Here is a 19,727-nt window from a genome sequence, read left to right as displayed (position 1 = left end):
GTGGATGAAACCTGTAGGGCCGGAGGGGCGAAGCGCAACTCAAGGCGTGGCTCACGGAGCGGGTATGAGCCACGCCACCACCTCAGAAGTGATAGGTCATGCGGGCGAACAGCGTGCGGCCCAGCGGATCGGCATAGCGCGGGTCGTAGCCGGACTGGAAGTTGTAGGCCTGATTGGAGAACGGCGGATCGCGGTCGAACAGGTTGCGGACCCCGGCATCCACATCCAGCACCTTGTCGAAGGTATGCCCGACCGAAAGGTCCCAGAGCGTATACGACGCCACCCGGGCGTTGGTGGTGCGGTCATAGTCGTTGTAACCGCTGGTGAAGCGGTTGGTGAGGGACGCGCGGCTGTTGCCCAGCGACCATGTACCGGTCAGGACATGTTTCCAGCGCGAGATCACGCCATCGCCCTGAAAGTCCCCGACCTTGTCGGTGTAGGGGCCGTCGATGATGTTCTGGTAGTCGTAGCGGGTCACATAGGTGCCGGTCATGCCCAGGCCGAACTGGCCGTACGGCGTGTTCGGGAAGCGATAGTCCAGGGTGACGTCCACACCATTGGTCTTGACGATGCCCAGGTTCGCGTTGCCGGTCACGATATTGGCAATCGAACCATCCGGGTTGCGGATGAAGCGGTCGGCGTAGGTGGTGGGGTCGTCGAAGACGGTCGATTCAGGGAACGACTGAATCTGGTTGGAGATGTGAATCCACCAGAAATCCAGACCCATGGAAAGGTTGCTGACCGGCTGGTAGACGAAGCCCAGTGTCACGTTGCGGGCCTTTTCGGGAGCCAGCTCGGTATTGCCGCCACTGTTGTTGAGAAACTGCTGATTGCAATCGCGTCCGGCATTACCGCCAGGCTGCACGGTACCGCCTGCGCACAGGGTCGGGTCGTTGTAGTAACCCTGGGTGAAGCTCAGGCTGCGCGGCGCATAAAGCTCATACAGAGAAGGCGCGCGGAAGCCCTCGCTGTAGGCTCCTCTGACCACCAGTTGCTTGAACGGCTGGAAGCGGAATGAGTATTTGGGGTTGGTCGTGCTGCCGAAGTCGCTGTATTTGTCGTGACGAATGGCAGCACTCAGTTCCAGGCTGTCGAGGACCGGAACGTTCAATTCGGCGTATTGGGCCTTTACGCTGCGTTCGCCCGAAACACTGCCCGCCGCGTCTGCCCCCAGGCTGCTGACGTCATTGACGAAGGCTTCGTACTCCTGATGCATTTTCTCCTTGCGGTATTCACCGCCCAGCGCCAGGCCGGCCGGTCCGGCACCAAACCAGTCACCGATTTCCCGGCTGATACGGGCGTCGATACCGGCCACCCGGCCCACGGCGCTTGAGTACTGGCCATGGTATTCGTTGGCATCGATCAATGCCTGGCCTGCCGCGGTCTGCGGACCGAACGGGTTGATGATGCCGTTGGCCAGACCGGCGATCATGGCCGCATCGCTGACATAGCCGTTGGTGAGTGAGGAAATGACCTTGTTCTGGTTGTATGACGCGCCGACGTTGTAGTCCCAGCCGCTGACCATGCCATCGAAGCTCAGCAGAAAGCGCTGGCTGGTGTTCTGGTCGCTGGCACCCCGTGGCCCGGCTGCGGTTTCCCGCCATGCGGTATCGATGGGCTGTGTCGGGTCGAGCACGAAACTGGTCGGCAAGGGCGTGATGCCGTTGCCGGGGTAGTAGGGCGACGAAGCGTCCAGCGACAGGCCGGTCAGGGGGGCCGGGCCGATGTCGGTGTGGTTATTGTTGCGGGCCCAGAAGTATTCGATGTTGACGTTGTGGTCGTCCGCCAGCTTGCCGGTGGCCTTGCCGAAAAAGGAAGTCTTCTCGGTCTGCGGAATCAGGTCGATGTATTCGCGGGTGCTGAAACGGCAGATGCCGTTGCTGGCGATCAGGCTGGGCCCGTTGCAGTTGCCGCCGGCCAGCGGATTCGTGCCATTGTTGCCCTGGTAATAGTTGCCGGGGAAGGCGGTCCCTGAGGTCTGGTTAAGACCGCGTCCCGGCACATAATCCCTGGCGAATGAGCGGTCGTTGGCATCCAGGTTCTGCTGCTTGTTGTAGTTGAAGACCCCCATGACATTGAAGCGGTCTTCTTCAAGGTCACCGAAGCCCCAACTGGCGCTCATGTCCTTGGTGGCTCCGCCGCCACTGTTGGTGGGGGTTTCACCGCCCAGGCTCAAGGTGCCGTCGGTCATGGACTTCTTGGTGATGAAGTTGATAACCCCACCGATGGCGTCAGTGCCGTACAGCGCAGAGGCGCCGTCACGCAGCACTTCCACCCGGTCGATGGCGGCAAACGGGATCATGTTCAGGTCGATGGCGCTGCCGTTGGGTGTGCCGACACCCGACAGGGCGTTGTTCGCCAGACGGCGTCCGTTGAGCAGAACCAGCGTCTTGTTTGCGCCAATCCCGCGCATGTCGGCGTAGGACGCGCCTCCCGTTCCGGCACCGACCGAACCGGCACTGTTGTTGATCGACTGGCTGCCGGTGATGCGCTGGACCATTTCCTGAGTGGTAGTCACGCCCTGTTTTTTCAGGTCATCGGCGCGCAGGATGGTGATGGGCACGGCCGTCTCGGCATCGACCCTGCGGATCGCCGAACCTGTGACTTCGACACGCTGCAACTGGGTCGTGGCGGGTACGACGGCGGCGCTGGAGGAGACGCTTGTACTGCTTGTGTCCGCATCGACGGCATCGGCCGCCTGAGCACCGCTTATGCCCATGGCCAGTGCGCAGAGCAGCACACGGGGATGGCGCCGTACCGCAATGGCCAGGGGGTTGAGGGTGCAACCGGGAAGATTCATCAGCATGGTAATTTCCGACTTATTCCAGACGTTATTGAAATGGCCTTGTGAGCCCTCTTTTCCCGATGCGGTTGTGCCCATCAGGAGTTTCACTTCTTCCTTTCCGGCAAGCCGCTCCCCTCCAGGGGCTTTGCGGCCCACGGACGAGCGTGCTCACGGGAGTGCGGTCAACAGGCTTCGCGCGGCGAAGCCCTCATGTCATTTCGAGGTCATGACGGATATCTTCGTAATGCCCGATCGCTCGATCGAGGCCATGGCCTTGGCCACCTGGCCATAGTTCACGGCCGTATCGGCCTGCAACTGGACGCGGATTTCCGGGTCTTTGGCCTTCTCGTCCTGCAGGCTTCTTTCCAGCAGTTCGGGGGCAATTTCAGATTTGGCCAGATAGAACTTGCCGTCCTGATCGACGCTGACCACCACCGGGTCCTTTTTCTCGGCTGGTGCCACCGAGTCGGTCTTGGGCAGGTTGACCTTGATCGCATTGGTCATCAGCGGTGTGGTGACGATGAACACCACCAGCAGCACGAGCATCACATCCACCAATGGCGTGACGTTCATTTCGCTGAGCACTTCATCGCTGTCCTGGTTGGAAAAGGCCATTAGCTTGCCTCCCGAACGGAGTGGTTGTGGCGGGTGGCGATGGGTTGACGCGTGACGGCGAAGGCGCTGCGCTGAGCGAGCGAATCGAAGTCATGGGCGAAGTCGTCCATGTCGGCCACGGCCAGCTTCAGGCGGCGCAGGAAGAAGTTGTAGATCAGCACCGCTGGCACCGCGACGGCGATCCCGACCCCGGTGGCAACCAGAGCGTGGCCGATGGGGCCTGCCACCGCTTCAAGGCTGGCCGAACCCGTGAGGCCGATGCTTTGCAGTGCCTCCATGATGCCCCAGACCGTACCGAACAGGCCGATGAAAGGTGCGGTGCTGCCGATACTGGCCAGAATGGCCTGACCGTTTTCCAGTGCCCGGCGTTCTTTCTGGATCTGTTGGCGCAGATTGCGTTCCAGGCGGTCGGAACGGTTGATGGTGTGGGCCAGTTGCTGGGTGGTACGAGGTGCGTCTTCGACCGCCATCGCTTCAAAGCCGCTGTTGGCGATACGGGCCAGTGCGCCCGGATACTGGGAAGCGTGTTCGGCCGCCGTCAGCAGATCCGGGGCACTCCAGAAGGCCTGGGTGAACTGTTTGTTCTGGGATTTCTGCCTCATGTACTGCGCCGACTTGATCAGCAACAGGGCCCAGCTCAATACGGAAAACAGAATGAGTGCCCAGAGCACGGCCGGGACAATCATGGAAGAAAGCGATGCGTTCATGGTTTACACCTCACCAGCTTGAATAAAGTTGTCGGTTGTTATCCGCCGGATCATTCCGGAAGCTTGAAGTCGATGGTCTGTGTCGCGAAGCCTTCGATAGGCGTGTCACCACGTTTGGCCGGGATGAACTTCCAGTTGCGCACGGCTTCCACGGCTGCTTCGTCCAGGACCGGTTTGCCGCTGGATCTGGTCACCTCAACACTGCCGGCCCGGCCATTGGCCAGAACCTTGATGCGCAGAATCACGCGACCTTCCCAACTGCGTCGTAACGCCAGACCCGGGTACTCGGGCGGCGGATTACCAAGGCTGGCGAGCCCTGAAACGGCTGCGCTTTCCTTGACCGGCGCCGCAGGTGCTGGAGGGGCGGGCGAAGGTGTCGGCGGTGCCGGGGTACTCGGGGCACTGGGCGCAGGCGGTGCCGGCGGCGCGGGTGGCCTTGGCTTTTGTACGGGCTCCGGTTTCTTGACCGGTTTGGGTTTTTCGACTTTCGGCTTTTCCACCGGTTTGGGCGGTGGCTTGACCGCGTCCGGGTCCTCAACCGGTTTTTCGGGCTCGGGCTCGGGGGGCGGAGGTGGCGGCGCAGGTGGAGGTGGCTCCGGAGGCGGCGCTTGCGGTGTCGGTGGTGTCGGGCTGGTCAGCTCAATCGTCATTTCCGGAACCTGGGGCGCAACTTCCGGAAGCTCGGCTTTGGCGGTCTGCATGTACCACCAGACCACACCGTGAATAAGTACCGAAGCGGCAATCAACAGGAAAACCTGCGGTTTATTCAGACTGCCAGGTCGTGAGGTATTGGCTGTAAACGGAATACTCTGCCATGCCGTGGGAACTTCACCGGGTAATGGATCAGAGACCGATTTCAGGGTTGCCGCATCATTCATTAAAGCTCCCTCGGAATAGTTGAAGGGCAATAAAAGTCCGTTCAAACATTTCGTGAATGTTCAAATACTGGAGGGCTGCACATTTAACAGGCGCACGGTTCCGTGGAGCTGCAAGTCAGGCTCAATCGGATAAAAACGGTTTACGGATTATGAAGATGGCATTGAGCGTCCTTTTTCTTATCGCGTACCCGAAGGTAGCGAGGGTTCCTGAAGGCTAGTTAGCAACCGCTATGCCAGAAACTTTCAGGAAGTGGTCTGTAATGGATGAAATAGAGCGGATGTCGCATTCATGTAATTTTTTATCGAATCCTTGGAAAATCTGAGCTGGGCCCACTGTTTATCAAGGGGTGAGGTCATTAAGTCGAGGGCGAAAGAATACCCTCTGTTTTTTCAGACGATATCAAAAAGACACCAGTTAAAATCCGGCTGACGGCATGCACCAATGTTGTATGAGTCGAGTCAAGTTGGTGCAGTTGATAATCAAGGGCTCACAGAAAATTCTCCTTAGTGAAAGATGATGTGTTTTTAAAATCTTTATAAAAAGCAGGAAAAGTCCGAGCGCCCACTCTGAAAGAGTGGTGGCTATTTGGAACTAAATGATGGATTGTCGGACGAAATCCACTTTAATCTAGTTGAATAATTGTTCTCGTCTGAACCTGCCGATAGACCGCTGATAAAAGAAAGTGCATGAGTCAAAAAATACAAAACGGGAACGTGAATACTCTCGTTCTCGGTGCACTAATGATTCAGGAAAAAGACAGGTCGCTCAGGGCGACAGAAGGTCCATGCAAGGACGAACTCGGTGGCGGAACGAGCGGCGGGGTAGAAAAGACAGCGAGCGCTATAGGGCACGAATGGATCTCCTTATCTGAAGAGACACGACTTTTGATCGGGTCTTTGCACTGTTTATGGACGCTGTGGCATCCGGTGACTGCACAGTGGTGCGCGATGGGCGCTTTCCATGCAGCAAAACCAGTGATTTTCTGGTACGAGTGTTCCACTAGGAAGAAATGTGCCAACTTGTGTCTTTTTGTAACGGCGGACATACAGATCGTCGCACAGGGGATACCAAGGGATCATCCATGAGGCAGACGACGGAACCCGAAAGACCCTGAGGACACTCACCAGCACCTAAACGTGCACGGAGCGCTCTGAGATGGTCAACTGGTTCGCAGGTATGCTGGGCAATATCAGTGTCAGATCGAAATTGATCCTGGGGTTTGTCAGCGTTCTGCTGCTGACGACCCTGATCGCTGCTTTCAGTTGGGTGGAAATCGGTATCCTGCGTGATCGGGGCCAGAAGCTGACGTCCATTTCCCAGCTCAACGAAATGGTGCGGGACATGCGTATTGCGCGGTTGACCTACGCCGTCCAGCCCAGTGCGGATCGAGCGACAGCCGTGCTCAAGGCTAACGACAATCTTGAAACCCATTACGAAGAAGTCAGGGCTCTGCTCAGCCATCCGCAGGATCTGGCCCTGATTTACCGGGCCATGGAGACGACCCAGCGCTACCGCAGTCATTTTCAGGATTTTGTCCGGGCTACCGAGATCCATGACGAGTCAAAGCTCAGGCAAGCCCAGAGCGGTCTGGATACCGAAGTGGCCAGTCTCTTCGACGCAGGCGGGCAGCTGATGATCAGCCAGACCTCCAAACGCGATGAAGATATTGCCGAGGCCAGGCTCCTGCTGATCGCTGCGACGGCTTTCGCGCTCATTCTCGGTGCATTGGCGGCCTGGCTCATCACCCGATCAATCGTGGGCCCGCTGATGGAAACCCTGCAGGCTGCCGAAAGGGTGGCCGCCGGTGACCTGAGCGCCGACATTCCGGTCAATCGCAAGGACGAACTGGGCCTTCTGCAAACCAGCATGCAGCGCATGACCGTCAATCTGCGCGACCTGATTGGCGGGATTCGTGACGGTGTCGTGCAATTGGCCAGTGCTTCCGAACAGCTCTCGGCAGTCACCGAGCAAACCACCGCAGGGGTTACCAGCCAGAAGAGCGAGACGGATCAGGTTGCGGTCGCCATGAACCAGATGGCTGCTACTGTTCAGGAAGTGGCTCGCAACGCCGAAGACGCTTCCCACGCCGCTATCGCCGCTCACGACGAAGCCCGCAAGAGCGATGAGGTCGTGCTTCAGGCCATCGACCAGATCGGGCGTCTGGCTGAAGAGGTCAATCACTCGACTGACGCCATGAACGACCTGAGCCGCGAAAGCGACAAGATCGGCACAGTGCTGGATGTGATCAAGTCGGTCGCCCAGCAGACCAATCTCCTGGCCCTCAACGCCGCCATCGAAGCGGCGCGGGCAGGTGCTGCCGGTCGTGGCTTTGCCGTGGTCGCCGACGAAGTCCGAAGCCTCGCCCAGCGCACCCAGGCATCCACTGAGGAGATCGAAGGGCTGGTCAGCAGCCTGCAGAATGGTACTCAGAAAGTCGCCGCGTTCCTCGGCAATAGCCTGTCATTGAGCAAAAGCAGTGTGGAGCTGACTCGCCGGGCCGGAACCTCATTGATGAGCATCAGCCGTTCGGTTTCCACCGTCGAACAGATGAACACCCAGATCGCCGCAGCCGCCGAGCAACAGAGCATCGTCGCCGATGAAATCAACCGCCGGGTTGTGAACGTGCGAGTGATCTCGGAACAGACCTTCGTCGCCAGCGGCGAAACCGCCATGTCCAGCACCGAGTTGGCCAGGCTGGGCGGCAGCTTGCAGGCGAGTGTCGGGCGATTTAGGTTTTGAGATGAAAGGCGTCTTATTCGGGCTGGTTCGGTTTATCGGCAACCAGCCCGATCCGTTTGCGCCAGAACCAGGTCAGCATCAGCACACCGATTACTGCAATCGGTGTCATCAGATAGAGCGGCATCATGCTTTTCGTGTACAGCGATACCCCGGCCATCAGCACCATCATCGAAACAGCCCCCATGACCTTGGCCCAATAGCGGGTGCGATAGAAATCCAGCCAATAGCGTTGCAGGTTCAGCCGCTGCTGCTCGCGTATGCGCTGGGATCGGGCTGATCGTTTTTTTACCTTCATTGCATGTCCATCCGTGGTTTGGGCGGGGCATTGTCTTGCGCTGTGCTCCCTCGTGCCTACACTGAGATCGTTTTTTCATAGCCATGATACGAAACGCGTCTGCGGCATGGCGTGGGATACACAGATGTTTTCATCGATCAGGGCTCATAAAGGTATAACTGGTGGCCTGCCCTGCGTATTATCGGGGGGTTGAGTCGATGAGCGGACCTGCAGAGCCTCGGTGTACAATCTCTCGAAGATCTGGCGCATGCAGAGATAGCAAAAAGGCATTGCAGCTCCCCGGTGCAAAACGCAGGGTAAGTGCTGAGCCATTCGTTTTTCGTAGCGATTGCCGATCTCGATGAATTCTTATACAGCGCCAATCAGAAAATATAGCGGAGCATGTGAAGTGAGCATGATGAAATGGATTGACTTTCCCAGTCTGGGCGATGAACGAGGAGGGTTGGTCGCTTTGGAAATTGGTATGGAAAAAGCAATACCTTTTGATATTAAGCGCGTTTATTACATCTATCGGACCGGCGAAGGTGTCAGTCGCGGGTATCATGCTCACCGTAACCTGAAACAAGTTGCTATCTGCGTTGCCGGACAGTGCCGGATGGTGCTGGATAACGGAAAAGTTCGTGAAGAAACCGTGATGGACAGTGCTACCCGAGGATTGCTGATCGAAAGTATGGTCTGGCGTGAAATGCATGACTTCAGTGACGACTGCATATTGTTAGTACTGGCCAGCGAGCATTATGACGAGTCGGATTACATCAGAAATTATGATCGTTTTCTCACGGAGATAAATAATGTCTGAGATTCACGCTCTGGCCGATGTCAAAAGTTCAAGCATTGGTAGTTCGACACGTATCTGGCAATACTCCGTGGTTCTGGAGGGCGCGGTTATCGGTCGTAACTGTAATATCTGTGCCCATACGCTGATCGAAGGCGATGTCATCGTGGGCGACAATGTTACTGTCAAATCGGGTGTTTTCCTGTGGAGCGGCACTCGCGTGGAAGACAACGTTTTTATTGGTCCTAACGCAACGTTTACCAACGATCCAATGCCCAGGTCGAAAGTATATCCCGATGCGTTTCAAGGCATAACGGTCAAGGCCGGGGCAAGTATTGGGGCCAATGCAACATTGCTGCCGGGTATCACCATCGGTAGTAATGCAATGGTAGGTGCAGGTTCTGTGGTCACTAAAGATGTGCCCGACAGCGCTGTTGTAGTCGGCAACCCGGCAAGAATTATCAGGTACCTGGACAAATGATCAGCTTTCTGGATTTGAAAAAAATCAATTCGACGATGCGTGACGAATTGATCGAGTCGTGCACCCGTGTCATTGATTCGGGCTGGTACATCGGCGGTAATGAACTGTCGGCTTTTGAAGAAAGTTTTGCAGCCTACAGCGGTAGCCGGCATTGCATTGGCGTTGCCAACGGCCTCGATGCGCTGAACCTGACGTTGCGTGCCTGGAAAGAGCTGGGGAAACTCAAGGATGGCGACGAAGTCATCGTGCCGGCTAACACCTACATCGCCAGTGTTCTGGCTATTACCGAAAATCGCCTGGTGCCGGTTCTGGTCGAGCCCGATGCGAACACTTACAACCTGTGCCCTGTCAATGCCCGGGCTGCGGTGACTTCCAGAACCCGTGTGCTCATGCCAGTCCACCTGTACGGGCAATTGTCCGACATGACGGCATTGATGGCGCTGGCTGAGGAAAAGGGGCTTCTTGTTCTGGAAGACTCAGCCCAGGCCCATGGCGCGAGCTTCAATGGCCGAAGGGCAGGGAGCTGGGGCGATGCTTCGGGCTTCAGCTTTTATCCAGGAAAAAACCTGGGGGCTCTGGGCGATGCGGGCGCTGTTACCACCGACGACGACGAGCTGGCGAAAGTCCTGCGCGCACTGCGTAACTATGGCTCCCATGAAAAGTACAAGAATCTCTACCAGGGTGTGAACAGCCGTCTGGATGAAATTCAGGCAGCCATGCTCAGCGTCAAGCTCAAGTATCTGGATGACCAGACAGCACGCCGCAGGGAAATTGCCAGGATGTACATGGAGGGTATCAACAACCCTGCCGTAGAACTGCCACTTGCCACCGGCACTTGCCCGTTGTCGCTGCACAGCCATGTGTGGCATCTGTTTGTCGTTCAATGCCGGCAGCGTGATGTGTTGCAGCAGCATCTGGCCGCGCAAGGTATTCAAACCATCATTCACTACCCGATTCCTGTCCATCAGCAGCAGGCTTACAAAGAGCTCAATGGCCACAGCTATCCGGTGACCGAGAAGATCCATCAGCAAGTCCTGAGTTTGCCAATGAGTCCTGAAATGACATCGGCTGAAGTCGAACTGGTCATCGCAGCCGTTAATAATTTTTCTTGCGAAGAGTGACTCAATGATTCAGTTGCTAGGCCGCCTTTGGAAGTGTTTTACACTCAAGAGAAAGCTGCAGTTCTTTGTGATCCTCGGGCTCATGGTGGTTGCATCGCTTGCGGAAATAGTCAGCATCGGAGCCATCGTTCCCTTTCTGGCTGTCCTGATCAATCCCGAGAAGCTACTGAGCCAGCCGCTGGTGGGTGATCTCTTTGCAGCCATGGGAATCGACTCTGCCAACGGGCTTTTATTGCCGTTGACCGCCATTTTTGCTGTCGCGGCCATATTCTCCGGTGTCAGTCGTTTTGTGCTGATGTGGGCGCAGAACAGACTGAGTTCGGCCGTCGGTGGCGATCTGGCAGGCGATATATACAAGACGGTTATTCATCAGCCTTACAGCAAGCACATCTCCAGGAACAGCAGTGAAGTGATCACTGCCATTTTCAACAAGGTCGATACCGTGGTGCGGGAGTTTCTTTTCCCCTCCCTGACCATTGTCAGCTCGGCTTTCATGATGTTGGCAATCCTTGTGATTGTCCTGGCCATTCAGCCGGTCGTCGCCTTTCTCGCCTTTGCAAGTTTTGGCGGGGTCTACCTGGCGGTTGTACTGGTGACCAGGAAGCAGTTGAGAAAAGACAGTCTGGTGGTGAGCGTCACTTCCGATCGGCTGCTGAAGTTGATGAGTGAAAGTCTTGAAGGTATTCGGGACGTGATCATCGACTCGTCTCAGCGCACCTATCGAAAGGACTTCGATAGCGCCGATTACAAGCTGCGTCGGGCCAAGGCTAATATCCAGATCATCGCGAACTCACCACGATTCGCTATCGAATCGTTCGGCATGCTGATGATTGCGATTTTTGCCTATTGGCTTGCGCAGTTGCCCGGTGGGCTGCTTGCATCCATTCCCATGCTGGGCGCGCTGGCGCTGGCGGCGCAACGCCTGCTTCCGGTGCTGCAGCAATCCTATGCTGCCTGGGCATGTATCAGTGGTGCGCAGGACTCCTTGCGAGATGTATTGGACCTTCTGCCAGAAGAGCGTAATGACGTCGAAATCGAAACGACGCGCATTCCGCTGGACTTCAACGATCGTCTGTCGCTGGATAATGTCTCGTATCGCTATGGGAACGATGCGCCGTGGGTGTTGAAAAACATCAGCCTGAATATTCCCAAAGGTTCGCGTGTAGGCTTGATGGGGGCCACGGGCAGTGGAAAAAGTACCCTGATCGATATTCTGATGGGGTTGCTGACTCCAACTGACGGTGTCTTTACGGTCGACGGTGTCGAGGTGAACACGGACAACAGTCGAAACTGGCAAGGGAACATTGCCCACGTGCCACAGCAGATCTTTCTGTCCGATGCTTCAGTGGCTGAAAACATAGCCTTTGGGGTGCCTTACGAAAATATCGATTTCGATCGTGTGAAGCGAGCCGCCGCCAAGGCGCAAATATCCGATGTCATTGAATCGTGGTCTGCTGGTTATGAGACTCCGGTGGGAGAGCGAGGTGTCTTTCTTTCCGGCGGACAGCGCCAGCGCATTGCGATAGCGCGTGCTTTCTATAAAGAAGCCAGCGTTATCATTCTGGATGAAGCGACCAGTGCGCTGGACAGTAAAACCGAGCAGGAAGTCATGCGCGCCGTCGATGATCTGGGGGATGGCACGACATTGATCGTCATTGCGCACCGCCTTAATACGCTGGAGACCTGTGATACTGTTATCGAGGTCGAAGGTGGAACGGTGGTAAGGTATGGCTCTTATGAATCCGTGTGCGGTGCCGTTCGTTAGTTTTAAATGAGCGGGTCTTCGGGGGCATGGTTTCGTCCGGCAAGACCTCGCTACGCATATCGTCGATGTTAGAAACATTCATGCGCCCTGCTTTGAAGCAGGGCGCAGGTGCATCTGCAAGGTAGGAAGTGGCCGCTGCAAGATGCGCCTGATAGCGGAAAAACAGAATTGAGTGGAAGTCTATCCAAATGGATGGGTTTACTGCTTTGAGAATCAGGGGACAGCGGTCAGAAATGCATGGCTATTTCAGGCTCTCCCCCGGCGGTTTACGTTGGAGTGGGTCATGAGTGATAACGTTGGCAGGGTGAGTGGGAAGGATTGCACAATCATTGTTAACTCCTGCGACAGTTATGAAGATGTGTGGCTCCCTTTTTTCTACTCACTCAAGGAGATGTGGCCTGACTGTGACTGTCGGGTCATATTGAACACGGAGCGTAAAAGTTTCGAGTTTGACGGGTTTCAGATACGTACATTGAAACTGTCGGCTGATGAAGCCAAGCGACCTTGGGGCTGGCGGTTACGCAAAGCTCTGGCCCTGGTGGAAACTGAATTTGTTATCACTCTGTTTGATGATTTCATCCTGGAGTCTCCCGTCAATCAGTCGAAAATAGCTGACGGCATCCGGGCCATGAAAGAACGCTCCGAAATCGCTGTTTTTTATTTCAGCAATATTCCTGGCGTGAACAGGGTTGAAGGCGAGTTTGACGGTTTTGAAGTGGTAGGCGCGCGAGATGACTACCGCTTGAATTCTGCGCCTGCTCTCTGGAGAACCCGTAAGCTTGCCGAGTTTACCGGTGAAGTTGACTCGCCTTGGGCGTGGGAGTTTTTCGGTAGCGCGCGGACTTATAGCGGCGGCGACACCTTTTACTGCGCCCAGATCGGCAAGGAAGATACGTTTGTCTACAACTACACGCTTGGCGGCGCGATCCGTCGAGGGAAGTGGGTGCCTAGCGTTATTACACCGGTACTGAAGAAGTATGATTTGCCGATAGACATCAATAAAAGGGGTGTGGCAAGTGAGTCTTTGTCTGATGGAAAGTACAGCTTGAAATGGAAAGTCGATTTTTTTGTACTCGGCTTCAAGATGGTTGGTTTTAAGGCGTTCATCTTCTTGTACAGAGTGTTGGCAAAAAAATTGAGTGAAGGTGTTTCTCGTGGCTAAGAAGAAATTTACATTTGGTGTTTTGACGTTTAATCACGAGCTTTATATTGTCGAGCACCTCGAAAGCATAAGATTTCTGATAGAAAGCTTCGGTGCCGACTACGATTTTTGTCTGGTTATCGCGGATGACTGTTCCCGGGACAAGACCATTGAGCTGGTCAATCGCTGGCTGTCTGTTCATGGTCATCTGTTTCATGATGTCAAGGTTCTGGACCATTCAAAAAACAATGGTACCTGCTTTAACTACACCCGTATCTGGCCTCATGTTGAGAGTGAGCTGTTCAAGATTACCGCTGGCGATGATGTCTACTCGTGTGTGAATCTTTTCGAAGAGGCCGAACAGTTAAGCACTCATGACTATTATTCAGGTCTGCCGCTGCTGTTGATCGATGGTGAGATTATCAATTCACCTTCGACCCTGTTCCATATCCTGGCTTCTGATACCATCTATAAAGACAAGCCGTTCATGGCGCGTCTGAAAAACATCAGCAGCATCAATACGCCCAATCTCTTTTGCAATAAAAAACTTCTGCTGAATGATGAGCTTTGCCAGTTCATCAATAGCTACAGCGTGACTGAAGACTTCCCTATGTTGGTAAAGACTGCCGAGCTTTATGGAAATGTCAGTTTTCACCAGTCCAGCAAAGTGTATGTGTACTACCGGCGCACATCAGGATCGACGTATCTTGTCAGGGGGTCGGACTTCGACAAGGACAAGCTGAATATCTTCAACCACATGCTCTCTCTGGAGAAAGGCTGGTTCGGACGTATTCTCTTGAAGAATCGCCTGTATTGCTACAACCTGGATAACGGGTTTTTGAAAAAGCTGCTCAATCTGAACTACTATGTTTATCTGCTTCGATTGGTTACACGACTCGTGCCAACCGTGAAGCGTTATTCCGAGTCGACTCCCGATGCAGTGCGCCACAAGTCCCACTATGAACTGGTCAGCAAAAGGGCGTCTGATTTTCATGCAGGGCACCGCCAGGCATGAGTAAGCAGCGGATGAGCTTGAAGTTTCTGGGTATTGGAACAGGTTTAATCTTCTTCGGTGGGCTGGATGAAAACTGCTAAATTTTACATACCGCTTTTACTTGTTGAAAGCTATCTGCTCTTCACGCTGTGGCTGTTTTTTTTCGGTCCGGTGATCTGGCCTGTCGAAAACAAAAAAGAATTCCTTTTTGTCGTATCCCTGTATCACGCGTTTTTTATCGCCGGGTATCTTCTTTCCTGCCGTTTCTCGCTAAAACAGCCGGACAGGGCTGTTGAACCGAACGGTGATAATCTGTTTTTGAGATATTACTGGATTATTATCGTCTTCGCTTTCATTGCGATGGTTATCCTTCATCGCAATACGACGCTTTCCAGATCATATTTCCCCACCGGTTTTTTCTCGGAGTTGCTTAAGGGGTTATTGGCGCCTGCTGAGGTGAGAAGTTTTTATGCTTCTGCTGCCTCAAGAGAAGGGTTTTCGGGGAATGCCTATGTAACAGGAATGCTCCTGTTTTTCGGAGTGTTCAAGTACGTCCTGTTGCCAGGCCTGGTGTTCTTCTGGGACCGGCTGAGTACCACGCGCAAGCTTGTGGGTTTTCTGGTGGTCATGCTTCCGTTGTGCACGGGTATCATCTCCAGTCTGAGCGCAATCAATTTTTATTACCTGTTTGTTGTGTCGGTTTGCTTGTTTGGTGTGGTTATTTCGAATAAGTCTGCCGGGTTTTTTGTCGAACTCGGACGGCGCAAGACCTTTCTGTTCTTCCTGGTCTTTATATTCCTGTTCTCGTTCTGGCAGTTTTATAGCGTCAAATCCGGAGTATCGCCTTACAAGGTTTTCTTTGAAGACGAAAAGCCGGTTTCGTTCAGCTACTTGAATGAAACGGGAAGTGTGTTCAAAAGCGATCTGGATCCGGCTGAGAAAGCCAAGGGTGCAGACTCGCCTGTGAAAGACACTGCTCCAGCCGTACCGGAAAGCGTCGATATTACTGTGCGGCCTGCCAAGACCAATGTTGTAGCCTTGCCAGCGACGGTTGATAACAAGGAAGCTACAGCGAAGAGCAATACAGCACCTTTACCGGCAAAGGCGATGACTCCGGAGTTGCCTGCGAAGATCGAAACTGCGGCCTTGCCACAGATTGCCAAAGTGGCAGATGTGCCTGCCCAGGTTGCAGTCGCAGTCGTACCTGAGAAGTCCAACCTTACCGACTTCTATGAAAAGCTGACCGTCTATCTGGTTCAGGGCTACCAAGGCGTATCCATTGCGCTTGGAGAGAAATTCGATAGCTCATATGGCATCGGGCATTCGGTATTCCTGCAGCGAGTTTTCGCCGAGCACCTTGGCATTGATGTAAGGGATAGAACGTTCCAGCGCAAAATTACCGCACGGTGGGACGAGAATGTTTACTGGCATTCGTTCTACAGCTACATGGCAAATGATGTCGGCTTCTTTGGCGTGTCGATTGTCATGTTGATCCTGGGCTGGTATTTCGCAAACGTTTACCTTGCCGTGGTCAATGATGATGACTTCTTTGCGAAAATGCTGCTGCCGTTATTTGCCATCATGTTCTTGTATATCCCGGCGAATAACCAGGTTTTCAGCTTTCTGGAAACCATGATTTCGTTCTGGATACTCACGGCGCTCTATATTTTTCACAGGCGCCGTACCGCTGTCCGGCATGCTCAAGACTTCACTGAAGTGAGCGCGGCCCAGCACGTCTAGAGTTCGCATCAAGTGACTTCATACCCCACCTGCTTCAAGGTGGGGTTTGCGCTCAGCGATTACGCACAGGATATAACTAGCCCGTCAGCATTGGCGGTTCTGGTTGAGCAGCAAGAGAGTTTTCGGCTGAAGCGGCAACCCTTGGAACCAAGGGAAAGGAAGATGGCGCACTCGGCGGGATTCGAACCCACGACCCCTGCCTTCGGAGGGCAGTACTCTATCCAGCTGAGCTACGAGTGCAACGCGGGCGCCATGATACTCATCTGACGGGCGGGCGTCCATGCTGGCTTTAGCTTCTGGTGGGAAAACGCGACTTTTGCTTCTGTGGTTTCACATCTATGCTCTTTTGGCGACTCGCCCACTTTACAGCCTCGACACCACCTGCGCTGCCAAGGCGACTGAGGCGGTTGGCCAGTCTAGGGCGCCTGACAACCTTGCAAGCCTGCTGACGGTGCTCAAGAGCTTCCAATAGCCAGGGACGTTCATCTTTCCATTGTCGGCCTGTTCTTTTTTTTGAACAGCCTATTGTCCTTTACCCCAGCAGTCCCTAGGATTCGTTTGAGATTTCAAACGCTCTTGTTCGGTCTTCCCGTTTTTCCGCGACATGCGTCGCTGAGGCCGATGGAATGTTTTCCTGGCGATGGCTTCCAAACGGGGTGCATCGATATTCAATAGTTCGCTCCGCCCTTGTGCGGTGCTGTTTAGGAGGCCGACATGCAGCTCAAAGATTCCAAACTGTTCCGCCAGCAAGCCTATATCAACGGCCAGTGGCTGGATGCGGACGGTGGTCAGACGATCAAGGTCAATAACCCGGCGACCCATGAAATTCTCGGTACCGTGCCAAAGATGGGCGCTGCCGAAACCCGCCGTGCCATCGAAGCAGCCGACAAGGCGCTGCCAGCCTGGCGTGCCCTGACCGCCAAGGAGCGTGGCAACAAGCTGCGCCGCTGGTTCGAGCTGATGATCGAGAATCAGGATGACTTGGGCCGTCTGATGACGCTGGAGCAAGGCAAGCCGCTGGCCGAGGCCAAGGGCGAGATTGCTTATGCAGCTTCCTTTATCGAGTGGTTTGCCGAAGAAGCCAAGCGTGTCTATGGCGACGTGATTCCGGGCCATCAGCCGGACAAGCGCCTGATCGTGCTCAAGCAGCCGATTGGTGTGACAGCTGCCATTACGCCGTGGAACTTCCCGGCCGCGATGATCACCCGCAAGGCCGGTCCAGCTCTGGCCGCCGGCTGCACCATGGTGCTCAAGCCCGCTTCGCAGACCCCTTATTCTGCACTGGCCCTGGCTGAGCTGGCTGAGCGTGCTGGCATCCCTGCTGGCGTGTTCAGCGTGGTGACGGGCAGCGCTGGCGATATCGGCAGCGAGCTTACTGGCAACCCGATCGTGCGCAAGCTGTCCTTTACCGGCTCGACCGAAATCGGTCGCCAGTTGATGGCTGAATGTGCGCAGGACATCAAGAAAGTGTCGCTGGAGCTGGGCGGTAACGCGCCCTTCATCGTGTTCGACGATGCTGACCTGGACAAGGCCGTCGATGGCGCGATCATCTCCAAGTACCGCAACAACGGTCAGACCTGCGTCTGCGCCAACCGTATCTATGTGCAGGACGCCGTTTACGATGCATTCGCCGAGAAGCTTCAGGCCGCAGTTGCCAAGCTCAAGATCGGTAACGGTCTGGAAGAAGGCATTACCACCGGCCCGCTGATCGACGAGAAGGCCGTTGCCAAGGTTAAAGAGCATATTGCCGATGCTGTCGGCAAAGGCGCGAAAGTGCTGTTCGGCGGCAATAGCCTGGAAGGTACCTTCTTTGAGCCGACCATTCTGGTCAATGTGCCCAAGGATGCCGCTGTGGCGAAGGAAGAAACCTTCGGTCCGCTGGCGCCGCTGTTCCGCTTCAAGGACGAGGCTGAAGTGATCGCGCTGGCCAACGATACCGAGTTCGGTCTGGCTTCCTACTTCTATGCTCAGAACATGAGCCGCGTGTTCCGTGTGGCCGAAGCGCTGGAGTACGGCATGGTGGGTATTAACACCGGCCTGATCTCCAACGAACTGGCTCCGTTCGGTGGCATCAAGTCCTCGGGGCTGGGCCGCGAAGGCTCCAAGTACGGCATCGAAGACTATCTGGAAATCAAATACCTGTGCCTGAGCGTTTGACGCTGCGGGCTTGACCGGTAGCCGGGCGTTGCAGCAGTCGATCATCGTATGCTGCTGCAGCCCACCCCGGCTGCTTAATCCTTGAACTACGCCGACCGATGAGCGGCGAATGAGGAATACATGAGCAATACAAACGAATCCTTGATGCAACGCCGCCAGAACGCTGTCCCACGTGGCGTTGGTCAGATCCACCCGATCTTTGCCGCATCGGCAAAGAACGCCACCGTTACCGACGTCGAAGGTCGTGAGTTCATCGACTTCGCGGGCGGTATCGCAGTACTGAACACCGGTCACCTGCACCCGAAAATCATCGCCGCCGTACAAGAGCAACTGACCAAGCTGTCTCACACCTGCTTCCAGGTACTGGCTTACGAGCCGTATGTAGAGCTGTGCGAAAAAATCAACGCTCGGGTTCCAGGTGATTTCGCCAAGAAAACCCTGCTGGTGACCACCGGTTCCGAAGCTGTGGAAAACGCCGTCAAGATCGCTCGCGCAGCGACTGGCCGCGCAGGCGTGATTGCCTTCACCGGTGCCTATCACGGTCGTACCATGATGACCCTGGGGCTGACTGGTAAAGTCGTGCCTTACTCGGCCGGCATGGGCCTGATGCCGGGCGGTGTGTTCCGCGCCCTTTACCCGTGCGAGCTGCATGGTGTGAGCGTTGATGACTCCATTGCCAGCATCGAGCGCATCTTCAAGAACGACGCAGAGCCCAAGGATATTGCCGCTATCATCATCGAGCCTGTGCAGGGCGAAGGTGGTTTCTATGTGGCACCGAAGGCGTTCATGCTGCGTCTGCGTGAGCTGTGCGACAAGCACGGCATTCTGCTCATCGCTGATGAAGTGCAGACTGGCGCTGGCCGTACCGGCACTTTCTTCGCCATGGAGCAGATGGGCGTTGCTGCCGATCTGACCACCTTTGCCAAGTCCATCGCAGGCGGTTTCCCGCTGGCGGGCGTTTGCGGCAAGGCCGAGTACATGGATGCCATCGCTCCAGGCGGTCTGGGCGGTACTTATGCCGGCAGCCCGGTAGCCTGTGCCGCGGCCCTGGCTGTTCTGGAAGTGTTTGAAGAGGAAAACCTGCTGGCGCGCTGCAACACAGTGGGTGAGCACCTGGTTTCCGGTCTGAAAGCCATCCAGGCCAAATACCCGGTCATCGGCGAAGTTCGTGCCTTGGGCGCAATGATCGCTGTCGAGCTTTTTGAAGATGGTGACAGCCACAAGCCAAACGCTGCTGCTGTCGCTCAGGTTGTGGCCAAGGCCCGTGACAAGGGTCTGATCCTGTTGTCGTGCGGTACTTATGGCAACGTCCTGCGCGTTCTGGTGCCTCTGACGGCCGAGGATGAGCTGCTGAACAAAGGTCTGGCTATTCTGGAAGAGTGTTTCGCAGAGCTGGCCTGAAAAAGTGCGGTTACAGATTGAGTGATTTGTGACCAGACAGACAGAAAAAACCCTGCCTCGGCAGGGTTTTTTCGTCTTGAGAACAGGATTTATCGCTTACAGCTATATATCCGGACGAAGGCTTTGGCTAAG

15 protein-coding genes and 1 tRNA gene are annotated in these 19,727 nt (G+C 55.2%); 10 read left to right on the top strand and 6 right to left on the bottom strand.

Translation table 11 applies throughout. The features are described from left to right. Positions 1-82 precede the first annotated feature (82 nt). From CKW23_RS07360 to CKW23_RS07345, 4 genes are all read right to left on the bottom strand, one after another. Positions 83-2,806: a TonB-dependent receptor gene (locus tag CKW23_RS07360; protein WP_177434627.1), complete on the bottom strand. Its 2,724-nt coding sequence runs from the start codon at positions 2,804-2,806 to the stop codon at positions 83-85. Between the two features lie 192 nt (positions 2,807-2,998). Then, entirely contained in the window at positions 2,999-3,400 is a 402-nt protein-coding gene (locus CKW23_RS07355) for a biopolymer transporter ExbD (RefSeq protein ID WP_025258035.1), read from the bottom strand. After that, positions 3,400-4,086, bottom strand: coding sequence for a MotA/TolQ/ExbB proton channel family protein (locus CKW23_RS07350; RefSeq protein ID WP_038399729.1), 687 nt, complete (start codon positions 4,084-4,086; stop codon positions 3,400-3,402). The genes CKW23_RS07355 and CKW23_RS07350 overlap by 1 nt, the downstream gene beginning before the upstream one ends. A gap of 71 nt (positions 4,087-4,157) precedes the next feature. After that, on the bottom strand, positions 4,158-4,985 hold the full coding sequence (locus tag CKW23_RS07345) for an energy transducer TonB (protein WP_095067322.1): 828 nt from the start codon (positions 4,983-4,985) through the stop codon (positions 4,158-4,160). 1,156 nt (positions 4,986-6,141) lie between these two features. On the opposite strand from CKW23_RS07345, the gene CKW23_RS07335 reads away from it, so the two are divergent. Beyond that, positions 6,142-7,725 (top strand): methyl-accepting chemotaxis protein, encoded by a 1,584-nt coding sequence (locus CKW23_RS07335; RefSeq protein WP_025258039.1) that lies wholly within the window; start codon positions 6,142-6,144, stop codon positions 7,723-7,725. 13 nt (positions 7,726-7,738) lie between these two features. Here the strand turns inward: CKW23_RS07335 and CKW23_RS07330 are convergent, their stop codons facing one another. Continuing rightward, positions 7,739-8,020: a hypothetical protein gene (locus CKW23_RS07330; protein WP_025258040.1), complete on the bottom strand. Its 282-nt coding sequence runs from the start codon at positions 8,018-8,020 to the stop codon at positions 7,739-7,741. Between the two features lie 394 nt (positions 8,021-8,414). Here CKW23_RS07330 and CKW23_RS07325 point away from each other — a divergent pair, with 394 nt between their 5' ends. The 7 genes from CKW23_RS07325 (at position 8,415) to CKW23_RS07295 (ending at position 16,037) form a co-directional block, all read left to right on the top strand. After that, complete coding sequence (locus tag CKW23_RS07325) at positions 8,415-8,819, top strand: FdtA/QdtA family cupin domain-containing protein (RefSeq protein ID WP_236249429.1); 405 nt, start codon at positions 8,415-8,417, stop codon at positions 8,817-8,819. Continuing rightward, the gene (locus CKW23_RS07320) at positions 8,812-9,276 is read left to right on the top strand and encodes an acyltransferase (RefSeq protein WP_025258042.1); all 465 of its coding nucleotides are present in this window, start codon (positions 8,812-8,814) and stop codon (positions 9,274-9,276) included. The genes CKW23_RS07325 and CKW23_RS07320 overlap by 8 nt, the downstream gene beginning before the upstream one ends. Next, positions 9,273-10,397 (top strand): DegT/DnrJ/EryC1/StrS aminotransferase family protein, encoded by a 1,125-nt coding sequence (locus tag CKW23_RS07315; protein ID WP_025258043.1) that lies wholly within the window; start codon positions 9,273-9,275, stop codon positions 10,395-10,397. The genes CKW23_RS07320 and CKW23_RS07315 overlap by 4 nt, the downstream gene beginning before the upstream one ends. A gap of 4 nt (positions 10,398-10,401) precedes the next feature. Next, positions 10,402-12,162 (top strand): ABC transporter ATP-binding protein, encoded by a 1,761-nt coding sequence (locus CKW23_RS07310; RefSeq protein ID WP_038399730.1) that lies wholly within the window; start codon positions 10,402-10,404, stop codon positions 12,160-12,162. A gap of 283 nt (positions 12,163-12,445) precedes the next feature. Then, positions 12,446-13,324, top strand: coding sequence for a hypothetical protein (locus CKW23_RS07305; RefSeq protein WP_025258045.1), 879 nt, complete (start codon positions 12,446-12,448; stop codon positions 13,322-13,324). Next, positions 13,317-14,318 (top strand): glycosyltransferase, encoded by a 1,002-nt coding sequence (locus tag CKW23_RS07300; RefSeq protein WP_025258046.1) that lies wholly within the window; start codon positions 13,317-13,319, stop codon positions 14,316-14,318. The genes CKW23_RS07305 and CKW23_RS07300 overlap by 8 nt, the downstream gene beginning before the upstream one ends. Positions 14,319-14,384: 66 nt before the next feature. Further along, positions 14,385-16,037, top strand: a complete 1,653-nt coding sequence (locus CKW23_RS07295) for a hypothetical protein (protein ID WP_143008713.1) — start codon at positions 14,385-14,387, stop codon at positions 16,035-16,037. Positions 16,038-16,200: 163 nt separating this feature from the next. Here CKW23_RS07295 and CKW23_RS07290 read toward each other — a convergent pair. Continuing rightward, positions 16,201-16,277 (bottom strand) — tRNA-Arg (locus CKW23_RS07290). A 474-nt stretch (positions 16,278-16,751) separates the two neighbouring features. Between CKW23_RS07290 and gabD the strand changes: the two genes are divergently transcribed. Together gabD and gabT are read left to right on the top strand one after the other, a co-directional pair. Beyond that, positions 16,752-18,194 carry an NADP-dependent succinate-semialdehyde dehydrogenase gene (gene gabD, locus CKW23_RS07280; RefSeq protein ID WP_025258049.1) on the top strand — a complete coding sequence of 481 codons (1,443 nt, stop codon included), beginning with the start codon at positions 16,752-16,754 and terminating at the stop codon, positions 18,192-18,194. A gap of 120 nt (positions 18,195-18,314) precedes the next feature. Beyond that, positions 18,315-19,595: a 4-aminobutyrate--2-oxoglutarate transaminase gene (gabT, locus tag CKW23_RS07275; protein ID WP_025258050.1), complete on the top strand. Its 1,281-nt coding sequence runs from the start codon at positions 18,315-18,317 to the stop codon at positions 19,593-19,595. The last annotated feature ends 132 nt before the right edge of the window (positions 19,596-19,727 follow it).

It is taken from the genome of Pseudomonas sp. Irchel 3A18, from assembly GCF_900187465.1.
Classification (GTDB): domain Bacteria; phylum Pseudomonadota; class Gammaproteobacteria; order Pseudomonadales; family Pseudomonadaceae; genus Aquipseudomonas; species Aquipseudomonas cichorii.
This window is presented reverse-complemented; position numbering and strand designations above follow the sequence as displayed.